This window comes from Streptomyces himastatinicus ATCC 53653, assembly GCF_000158915.1.
Lineage (GTDB): Bacteria > Actinomycetota > Actinomycetes > Streptomycetales > Streptomycetaceae > Streptomyces > Streptomyces himastatinicus.
On record NZ_GG657754.1, the window covers coordinates 5005979 to 5013956 of the forward strand.

The 7978-nt window shown below is 73.6% G+C and carries 7 protein-coding genes and 1 pseudogene; 3 read left to right on the plus strand and 5 right to left on the minus strand.

Annotation, left to right across the window (positions count from 1 at the left end; translation table 11 throughout):
- A pseudogene (locus SSOG_RS20965) lies at positions 1-633 on the plus strand (hypothetical protein); the annotation flags it as partial.
- A gap of 17 nt (positions 634-650) precedes the next feature.
- Here the strand turns inward: SSOG_RS20965 and SSOG_RS20970 are convergent.
- Entirely contained in the window at positions 651-1202 is a 552-nt protein-coding gene (locus tag SSOG_RS20970; protein ID WP_009716241.1) for a GbsR/MarR family transcriptional regulator, read from the minus strand.
- 101 nt (positions 1203-1303) lie between these two features.
- Between SSOG_RS20970 and SSOG_RS20975 the strand changes: the two genes are divergently transcribed.
- Together SSOG_RS20975 and SSOG_RS20980 are read left to right on the plus strand one after the other, a co-directional pair.
- The gene (locus tag SSOG_RS20975) at positions 1304-2260 is read left to right on the plus strand and encodes an ABC transporter ATP-binding protein (RefSeq protein WP_009716242.1); all 957 of its coding nucleotides are present in this window, start codon (positions 1304-1306) and stop codon (positions 2258-2260) included.
- Positions 2257-3909 (plus strand): ABC transporter permease, encoded by a 1653-nt coding sequence (locus tag SSOG_RS20980; protein WP_009716243.1) that lies wholly within the window; start codon positions 2257-2259, stop codon positions 3907-3909. Before SSOG_RS20975 ends, SSOG_RS20980 begins: the two co-directional genes overlap by 4 nt.
- 136 nt (positions 3910-4045) lie before the next feature.
- On the opposite strand, the gene SSOG_RS20985 is transcribed toward SSOG_RS20980, so the two are convergent.
- From SSOG_RS20985 to SSOG_RS21000, 4 genes are all read right to left on the minus strand, one after another.
- Positions 4046-5263: a cytochrome P450 gene (locus tag SSOG_RS20985; RefSeq protein WP_009716244.1), complete on the minus strand. Its 1218-nt coding sequence runs from the start codon at positions 5261-5263 to the stop codon at positions 4046-4048.
- A 148-nt stretch (positions 5264-5411) separates the two neighbouring features.
- Complete coding sequence (locus SSOG_RS20990; protein ID WP_009716245.1) at positions 5412-6092, minus strand: response regulator; 681 nt, start codon at positions 6090-6092, stop codon at positions 5412-5414.
- Positions 6089-7477 (minus strand): sensor histidine kinase, encoded by a 1389-nt coding sequence (locus tag SSOG_RS20995; RefSeq protein ID WP_009716246.1) that lies wholly within the window; start codon positions 7475-7477, stop codon positions 6089-6091. The genes SSOG_RS20990 and SSOG_RS20995 overlap by 4 nt, the downstream gene beginning before the upstream one ends.
- A gap of 74 nt (positions 7478-7551) precedes the next feature.
- Positions 7552-7978 (minus strand): alpha/beta hydrolase (locus SSOG_RS21000; RefSeq protein ID WP_483754809.1); only part of this gene is annotated, 427 nt, incomplete at its 5' end.

A 7978-nucleotide genomic window follows, 5' to 3' on the forward strand; every position in this document is an offset into this window, starting at 1 on the left:
GGCGCGGGCGGTACGGCGCCACCGGGCCCGGCCGGGCCCGCCCACACCGGTCCCGGCACCGCGGACGGCGGCGTGACGGGCGCGGCGGGCGGCGGCGCCCCGGGCGGCTGCGACTGCGGCTGCGATCCGTACGCCGAGGACCCCGGCACGGCCGGGCCGGGGCCCGGGGCCGGGCCCGGCGGCGCGGCGGGCCCACGGCGCCCGGGCGGCTGCGCCGACGGCGTCCACCACCCCTGGTGGACCCCGGCGGCGCGCACCGCGCGGACGGCGCTGACGCTGCTGTCGCTGCCGGTCATGGGGCTCGGCACGGGCGGCCGGGGGCGCCGGGCGCAGCCACCGCCGCAGCGGCTGCGGGTCGAGGCGGACGGGGTGCTGCTGACCGATCTGGACCGGCAGGTCGAGGGCGTCTCGGTGTCGACGGCCGCGCCGGGCGGCGGGCTGGCCGAGGTGGTGGTCCATCCGCACGCGGACGACGGCGCCGAGGGGCCGGTACGGGCGCGGGCCCGGGCCGTGACGGTCTCCGGCCAGGACTTCCGCTACCACTCGGACGCGCTGGTCCGGGGCCCGGTGCGCAGCCGGACCTGGACGGTGCTGGCCGGGGCGTGGCACCTCACCCTGCCGCACCGCCGCTGACCGGTGACGACTCCTCTTTACGGCTCCTCGGCCACGTCGGCGCGGGCCGCCTGGTGGGCGCGCCAGCGCTCCAGCAGGCTGCGCAGTTCGTGCTGCATGAACTCGAAGAACTCGGCGGTCTCGGCGGCCCGCTGCCCGGCCGCGGTACCGGGACCGAGGATCTTCACGCCGTCCCGCATGGTGGACTCCCAGCGCGTGAGCACCTGGTCGCGGCGGGTCATCGTCTCGTACCAGACCTCGTTGTAGAGCCGGTAGCGCTCGCGGCGGGACCCCGGTTCGCGCTCCCGCGCGACCAGGTCGACCTGGGCGAGGTAGCGGATCGCGCCGGAGACCGCGGCCGGGCTGATCTGGAGCCGCTCGGCGAGTTCGGCGGAGCTGAGCGCGCCGGAGTCGGAGGCGAGCAGCGCGGCGAGAACGCGGGCACCCATCCGCTGCATCCCGGCCTCGACGAGGTCGGCGGCGAACCGCTCGACGAACCGGGCCACCGCCTCGTCGTCACGTACGTCTCGTGCTGTGTCCTGCGCTGCGTCTTCTGGTGCTGCGTCGTGCGCGCGGTCCGATTCGATCATCTCCCTCACCGGCTCATCATCTCCTCTCCTCGTCACATCATCATAAGTTTATACGATTCCTTAACTTCACAAATCTGTGAAAGTAGCGTAGCTTCGCAACCATGAAGACGGCAATCTCCGCGTCCGGCCTGCACAAGTCCTTCGGCCGGACCCACGCGCTGGACGGCCTCGACCTCGAAGTCGAGGCAGGTGAGGTCCACGGCTTCCTCGGCCCCAACGGCGCCGGGAAGTCCACCAGCATCCGGGTCCTGCTCGGACTGCTGCGCGCCGACTCCGGTGCGGTCCAGCTCCTCGGCAAGGACCCCTGGCACGACGCGGTCGACCTCCATCAGCACATCGCGTACGTCCCCGGAGACGTCACCCTGTGGCGCAGCCTGAGCGGCGGCGAGGTCATCGACCTGTACGGGCGGCTCCGCGGCGGTCTCGACCAGACCCGGCGCGCCCAGCTGCTGGAGCGGTTCGAGCTGGATCCGACCAAGAAGGGCCACACCTACTCCAAGGGCAACCGCCAGAAGGTCGCGCTGGTCGCCGCCTTCGCCTCCGAGGTCGAGCTGCTGATCCTGGACGAGCCGACCTCCGGGCTCGACCCGCTGATGGAGGAGATCTTCCGCGAGTGCGTGGCCGAGGAGCGCGACCGCGGGCGCACCGTGCTGCTCTCCAGCCACATCCTCAGCGAGGTCGAGGCACTGTGCGGCCGGGTCAGCATCATCCGCAAGGGCAGGCGGGTCGAGACCGGCTCGCTCGCCGAACTGCGCCATCTGACGCGTACGTCGGTGACCGCCGAGCTGGCCGCCGCGCCCACCGGGCTGTCCGGGCTGCCCGGGGTCCACGGGCTCGACGTCCGGGACCGGCAGGTCAAGCTCCAGGTCGACAGCGACAAGCTGGACGCCGTGCTGCGCCGGCTCACCGAGGCGGGCGTGCGCAGCCTCACCTCCACCCCGCCCACCCTGGAAGAGCTGTTCCTGCGCCACTACCAGGACGACGTCACCCGCACCGGCACCGAAACGGGCGCGGGCACCGGCAGCGGCACCGGCAGCGAAGAGGCGGTCGCCCGATGACCGCCGTAGCCGACGCCCGGGTCACCGGCCGGGCCCGCGGAGCGTCCCGTGACCTGACCGGCACCGGCACGCTGCTGCGGCTCGCGCTGCGCCGCGACCGGATCATGATGCCGGTGTGGGTGCTGTGCCTCGGGCTGACCGCCTCCAGCACCGTCGGCCGCCTCGACAGCGCCTACGAGACCCCCGCCCAGCGCACCCAGCTCGTCCAGGACATGAACGGGAACGGGGCGACCCGGGCGCTGTTCGGCACCGCCTTCGGCGACTCGCTCGGCGCGCTCACCGTCTGGCGGGTGGGTGCCTTCCTCACCGTGTTCGCCGCGATCATGAGCCTGCTCATCGTCATCCGGCACACCCGCGAGGAGGAGGAGACCGGCCGCCAGGAGGCGCTGTCCTCCTGTGTCGTCGGCCGCCGCGCGGGCCTCACCGCGGCCCTGCTCACCGTGGCCATCGCCAACGGCGCCGTGACGCTGCTCGTCGCGGGCGGTCTCGCGGCCCAGGGCGGCAGCGGAGCGGTCGCCCTGGGACTGGCCGTCGGGCTGTCCGGGATGGCCTTCGGCGGTCTGGCCGCCGTCGCCGCCCAGCTCACCGAGAGCGCGCGGCTCGCCCGGGGGCTGTCCGCGGCCGCCGTCGGCGTGGCGTTCGTGCTGCGCATGGCGGGCGACGCCGCCGAGGACGGCTCCAAGGGCTCCGGCCATGTGCTGACCTGGCTCTCGCCGCTGGGCTGGGCCGAGTACGCCCCCCCGTTCGCGGCCGAGCGCTGGTGGCCGCTGCTGCTGATCGCGGTGCTGGCCGCCGCGTCCATCTCCGTCGCGTACTCCCTGGCAGGGCGGCGCGACGTCGGCGCCAGCTTCTACGCGACCCGCCCCGGGCCGCGCGCCGCGGGGCCGTTCCTGACGGGCGTCTTCGGCCTGGGCTGGCGCCTCCAGCGCGGCGCCCTGGCCGGGTGGGTCGCCGGGTTCGTCTTCGCGGGCGCCATCTTCGGCGCCATCTCGGACGGCGCCGACGAGTTCCTCGGCGACAGCGACCAGACCCGGGAGATCATCGAGCGCATGGGCGGCGCCCAGGGGCTCAACGACGCCTTCCTGGCCTCCATGGTCGGCATCCTCGGCACCATCCTCACCGTCTACGCCGCGAGCTCCGTGCTGCGGCTGCGCAGCGAGGAAACCGACCAGCGGGCCGAACCGCTGCTGTCCAACGCCGTCAGCCGATTGCGCTGGGCCGCCAGCCACCTGGTCATCTCCTACCTCGGCCCGGTCGCCGTGCTCGCCGTCGGCGGGCTGGCGCTCGGCCTCGGCTACGGGCTGGCGGCGGGCGACGTGGGCGGCTCGCTGCCGCGCGTCCTGGGCGCCGCGCTCTCCCAGGTGCCCGCGGTGTGGCTGGTCACCAGCCTGACGGTGCTGCTCATCGGGGCGCTCCCGAAGTACTCGGCCGCCGCCTGGGGCCTGGTCGGCTGGGTCGTCGCCCTCGGCTGGATGGGCCCGGCGCTCAAGGTGTCGCAGTCCGTCATGAACACCTCGCCGTTCAGCCATCTGCCGAAGCTGCCCGGTGAGCACGTCACCGCGGCGCCGTTCGTGTGGATGCTGCTGCTGTCGGCCGTCCTGACCGCCGGAGGGCTGGTGGCCCTGCGCCGCCGCGACATCGGCGGCTGACCCTTCCGTCAGCCCCCATCTCCGGCATGCTCTCGGCGCCGGGCCCGCACTCCCCCTGTGGCGGGCCGGGCGCCGAGTCGTGTGCGGGGGGCGGGTGCGGGGGCGGGTGTTGCGGCTATCGACCAGTCCTCAGACCTCAGACCTCCACCAGCAGCTCCCTCAGCCCGCGGATCACATAGCCGGGCCGCCACTCCGGCTCCCGCACCAGCCGCAGCCCCGGCGCGGCGCGCAGCAGCGCACCGAAGGACGCGGCGAGTTCGATACGGGCCAGCGGGGCGCCCAGGCAGTAGTGGATACCGGCGCCGAAGCTGAGGTGGGGGTTGTCGGTGCGGGCGAGGTCGAGCGTGTCGGGCCGCTCGAAGCGGGCCGGATCGCGGTTGGCCGAGCCGAAGAGCAGGGCGACCTCGCTGCCGCGCGGGATGAGGGTGTCGCCGACCCGGATGTCCTCCAGGACCCAGCGCTCGAACAGCTGGAGCGGGGTGTCGTACCGCAGCAGCTCATCCACAGCGGTGGACAACAGCGCGTCCGGGGCGTCCCGCAGCCGGGCCAGCTGGTCGGGATGGCGGAAGAGCGTCCACCAGCCGTTGCCGGTGGTGTTGACGGTGGCCTCGTGGCCCGCGTTCAGCAGCAGCACGCAGGTGGACACCATCTCCTGCTCGGAGAGCCGGTCCCCCTCGTCGTACGCGGCGATCAGCGCGCTGATCAGATCCTCGCCCGGGTCCTTGCGACGCGCGGCGATCAACCCCCGCAGATACGCCGAGAACTCCTCCGACGCCCGCACCGCGCGGCGCGCCGTCTCCTCGCCCGGGTTCAGCTCGAACATCCCGCAGATATCCGCCGACCAGGGGCGCAGCGCGGGGCGGTCGGCATGCGGAATGCCCAGCATCTCGGCGATGACCTCGACCGGCAGCGGTTCGGCGACCGCCGCGATGAGGTCGCCGCCGCCGGAGGCGGCGAACGACTCCGCCAGTCCGGCCGCCAGCCGCCGGATCGTCGGCACCAGCCCCTGGACCGTGCGCGGGGTGAACGCCTTGGAGACCAGCCGCCGCAGCCGGGTGTGGTCCGGCGCCTCCAGGTCGAGCATGCCGTTGCCGTTGAGGGTGTGGAACGGCTCGTGCTCGGGCGGCGGGGCGGTGCGGCCGAACTCCTCATGGGTGAAGCGGTGCAGATACGTACGGCCCAGCCGCCGGTCGGTCAGCAGGGCGCGCACATCCTCGAAGTGCGGGATCAGCCACTGGCGGGAGGGCGCGAACCAGTGCGCCCGGCCTTGCTCACGGAGGCTCGCGTAGGCCGGGTAGGGGTCGGCGACGAACGACGGCTGCCACGGGTCGAAGGCAGGGGCTGGGCTGGTCATGACCGGACCGTATCGCCGCACCGGCCCGTCCTCCAGAGCGCTTCGGGTGTCGTCGGCGGCCGGACCGGCGGTCGGCTCACGCGGTCGGCTCGCGCGGTTGGCGTTCGCGGTCGGTGTTCGCGGTCGGTGTTCGCGGTCTGCTCGGCCGTCAGCCTCCCGGGGTCACGAGCCGCGCCTCGTACGCGAAGACCGCGGCCTGGGTGCGGTCCCGCAGGCCGAGCTTCACCAGGATCCGGCTCACATGGGTCTTCACCGTCGACTCCGCCACCACCAGATGCTGCGCGATCTCCGCGTTGGACCGGCCCTGCGCGACCAGCACCAGCACCTCGTTCTCCCGCTCGGTCAACTCGTCCAGCCGCGCCTGCTGGCCCGGCCGCGCCGCCCCGGCCAGCGCGGTCCATCCGGCCTGCGAGAACGTCGCGATGAGCCGCTTGGTGACGGTGGGCGCCAGCAGCGCCTCCCCCGCCGCCACCACCCGCACCGCCTCGCCGAGCTGATGGGCCGAGGCGTCCTTGAGCAGAAAGCCGCTCGCCCCGGCGCGCAGCGCCTGGTAGACGTACTCGTCCAGGTCGAAGGTGGTCAGCACCAGGACCTTGGCGTCGGCGTCCGCCGCCACGATCTCCCGCGTCGCCTCCAGCCCGTTCAGCACGGGCATCCGGATGTCCATCAGGACCACATCCGGGCGCAGCGCCGCGACCTGGTCGATCGCCTCGCGGCCATCGACCGCCTCGCCGACGACCTCGATGTCCGGCTGGGCGCCCAGCAGTACGGAGAAGCCCTCGCGGACCATCATCTGGTCGTCCACGATCAGCACGCGGATGGTCGTCATGCCTCCGGCTCCGCCGCCGTCTCCGATATCGCGGTATCCGGGGCCGCCGTCTCCGGGGCCGGGATGAAGACGGTGACCTCATAGCCGCCGTCCTCCTCCCGCGCCCCGGCCCGTATCTCCCCGTCCAGCATCGTGACCCGCTCCCTCATGCCGAGCAGTCCGTGGCCCATGCCCGGCGAGGGCGGCACCGCCTTGGTGGGCGGCCCGTTGACGACGCGCAGCCCGAGACCGCCCAGTACATACGACACCTCGACGCGCGCCGTGGAACCCGGGGCGTGACGCAGCGCGTTGCTCAGCGCCTCCTGCACGATGCGGTACGCGGACAGCTCCACGCCCTGCGGCAGCGGGCGCACCGCGCCCGTGGTGACGTGGTCGACCGCCAGGCCCGCCGCCCGCACCCCCGCGAAGAGGCCGTCGAGCGCGGCCAGCGTGGGCTGGGGCGCCTCGGGGTCGGCGTCCGTGTCGATATCGTCGGCCCGCACCACCCCGAGGACCCGGCGCAGTTCGGTGAGGGCGATCACCGCGTTCTCCCGGATGGTCACGAAGCTCCTGGTCAGCTCCTCGGGCGGGTTCTCCACCCGGTACGGGGCGGCCTCCGCCTGGATGGCGATGACGGACATGTGGTGCGCGACGACGTCATGCAGCTCCCGCGCGATGGTCGCGCGCTCCTCCAGGGTGGTGCGGCGGGAACGCTCCTCGACGGTCACCGACTCCTGCACCGCTATCCGCCGCTTGCTCTCGCGCAGGCTGCGCGCGGTCACGACGGCGCAGAGCAGCAGTCCGGAGACGAACAGCACCTGGAAGGAGTCCGAGGTGAGCTGGCTGTCGGCCAGCATCTGGAGGGAGTCCGAGGTGTACCGGCTGTCGGTGTCGACGTACGCGGCGACAGCCGCGAGAAGGGCCGTGAGCAGCCATATCTCGGCGGCCGCCCGGTGACGCGTCCGGGCCGCCGTCACCACCATCAACAGGACGTGCGAGATGGCCAGCGGAATGGGCCACGGCCAGCCCACCGTCTGATCCAGACCCAGCAGCCCCAGCCCCGTCACGGCGCTCGCCCCGAACGACAGCCACCATGCGCCGACCGGCCGGAACAGCGTCAGCAGCAGCGGCACCCCGCACAGCAGGGCCAGGACCAGGCTCATGTCGTCGTCCACCAGGAAGACCGACATGGCCATGACGTAGAACGCGCAGGCAGAGAGCGCGGCATGCGGCAGCCAGCCCACATAGCGCCGGGCCCGCTCCGGGGTCCGGCGCATCAGCGGATGCCCGGAACTCAGCGGCGGCAGCGGGCGGATGGCGAACGCGTCGTCGATCAAGTCCTGGCGCAGGCCTGACAACGCGCTGCGGGCGATGCGGAGTTCGGTCCGCGGAAGGGTCTGGGTCACGTCTCATACCGTAGGCAGCGGGCGAGCCCGCGTCGTCCCCAGCAATGGTGATTGTCCGGCGTCCCTCTCAAGTACTACGAGGGTGATGGCCGCGCGGCGGTCCGGGCGATCTCGTCGGCGACCGTGCGGGCGGCGGCGGTGGCCGGGTCGATCAGCGGAAAGTGCCCGACGGCGGCGATGCGCACCACTCGCGGTGGCTCCCCGGCGATCGCCCCGGCCGCGGCGAAGGAATCCGCGACCTGCGGCGGAACGTCGGCGTCCGTGCCGCCCTGCACGAGGATCGTGGGCACGCCGGTGGGCAGCAGCGCGGCGGGGTCGGCAAGCGGAAGCCGCGCCGCGAGCCGGTCGCCGAGCAGTTGGTCGACGGCGTCCGAGCACACCCGCAGCGCGCGGGCGGCGGTGAGATCGGCGATCGGCGCGAGCGCGACGACGCCGCGGAGCGGGGGCGGCGCGGGCAGATATGCCACCGGGCCTGCGGCGGCAGCCGGTGCCGGGCCGCCG

Bases quoted from the DNA above. Each gene is read 5' to 3' on its own strand.
- SSOG_RS20990 (WP_009716245.1), bottom strand. From the start codon at position 6,092: ATGACGACCATCCGCGTGCTGATCGTGGACGACCAGATGATGGTCCGC.
- SSOG_RS20975 (WP_009716242.1), top strand. From the start codon at position 1,304: ATGAAGACGGCAATCTCCGCGTCCGGCCTGCACAAGTCCTTCGGCCGG.
- SSOG_RS20970 (WP_009716241.1), bottom strand. From the start codon at position 1,202: ATGATCGAATCGGACCGCGCGCACGACGCAGCACCAGAAGACGCAGCG.
- SSOG_RS20980 (WP_009716243.1), top strand. From the start codon at position 2,257: ATGACCGCCGTAGCCGACGCCCGGGTCACCGGCCGGGCCCGCGGAGCG.
- SSOG_RS20985 (WP_009716244.1), bottom strand. From the start codon at position 5,263: ATGACCAGCCCAGCCCCTGCCTTCGACCCGTGGCAGCCGTCGTTCGTC.